The 1,317-nt window shown below is 68.9% G+C and carries 2 protein-coding genes; both read left to right on the top strand.

Annotated elements, in window-relative coordinates; all coding sequences use genetic code 11:
• Window positions 1-548 (top strand): helix-turn-helix transcriptional regulator (locus tag IEY73_RS34295; RefSeq protein ID WP_306661578.1); only part of this gene is annotated, 548 nt, incomplete at its 5' end.
• A 109-nt stretch (window positions 549-657) separates the two neighbouring features.
• On the top strand, window positions 658-873 hold the full coding sequence (locus IEY73_RS32630; protein ID WP_189083211.1) for a helix-turn-helix transcriptional regulator: 216 nt from the start codon (window positions 658-660) through the stop codon (window positions 871-873).
• The last annotated feature ends 444 nt before the right edge of the window (window positions 874-1,317 follow it).

Here is a 1,317-nt window from a genome sequence, read left to right as displayed (position 1 = left end):
CCGACATCGTGCTACGCACCCACACCCAGATCAGCGCGTTCACCACCGGCCTCGACCTGCTGCCACCCGGCATCACCTCGATCAGCCACTGGCGACCCGACCCCGCCGACACCCCACCACCACCCGAACACGTCGCGGCCTACGCCGCCGTCGCCTGCAAACCCGGCACCGCCCACACCGCCCCGAACCGGCACCGAGCGCCCAGCCGGGGTGAGCCACTCGCGCCGGACGACCCTGACCGGAACGCACCACTGGTGACAGCAACCAGCCTGAACCCGCCCGGCACCGGCACCGACGTCGGCACCGGCACCGACGTCGGCTCCAGCACCGACTCGGGCGCCGACGGCGAGGACCTGCGGCTGGTCGGCACCCACGAGATCCGCATCATGCTCGGCGTCAGCTCCCAACGCGTCTACCAGATCACCCACTCACCCAGATTCCCCGAACCAGTGGCACGATTGTCCAGCGGCTGGGTATGGCTCACCGACGACATCGACCAGTGGATCGCCCAGCATCGCCCACACCTCGCGGGAAAACCCCCGCCGTGACACGCCCAGGTGTCTCCCCGGATTATTCGAGCGCCCGCCGTCCTCTCACCATCGACGTTGATGAGCGAACACTGTACGCAGGACAACTTGTCGTGTATAAACGTGCTTCATGAAATCCCACGCCATCCGGCTCGCCGGCCCCCACGAGGTCTGCCTGATGCTCGGCGGGGTGTGCCGGCAACGACTCAACCAACTCGCCGCCAAGCCGGGATTCCCGCCACCGCTGATCACCCTGGAGATGGGACGCGTATGGCTGGCACCCGAGGTCGAAGCCTGGATCGCCGCCCACCCGAACCCCCGCGCCGCCCGCAACCGCCCGACCTGACCAGCAGAATCCGAGGGAGCAGCCGCCCGTTCCGGACGGCTATCGCCGCAACCGGTTGCGCAGTGCGGCATCAACGGGAGCCGATACACCCGGTTATCGTCAACGGACGCGGCGAGGGGCGGCACATTGCGGTGTTGGTGCTGTCGATGGTCGGCATGCTGATCTGCGGATGTGACGACAGTGGCGACCCCGCCACGCCACCGTCCGTGGTCGTGTCCGCCAGCACGCCACCGGCCCGCTACGACGGCACCAGGCTCGCCTGCCCGGTGCTCACCTCGGCGCCGGCCGCACAGTACGGCGCCGCCGGCCCGGGACAACCTGGCAGCCCTTCCCCGGCGGCGGACCTACCCGGCCTGTTCACAGTGGACTGTCGGGGTACCCCTTGGAGTACACAGGTAGGTACGGCTGATCTTGCACAGCGGGGACGGGTCGATCGACGCCGGT

Source organism: Mangrovihabitans endophyticus (assembly GCF_014646155.1).
GTDB lineage: Bacteria > Actinomycetota > Actinomycetes > Mycobacteriales > Micromonosporaceae > Actinoplanes > Actinoplanes endophyticus.
The sequence above is the reverse complement of the archived record's forward strand: the minus strand, read 5'-3'. Positions and strand labels throughout refer to the sequence as shown.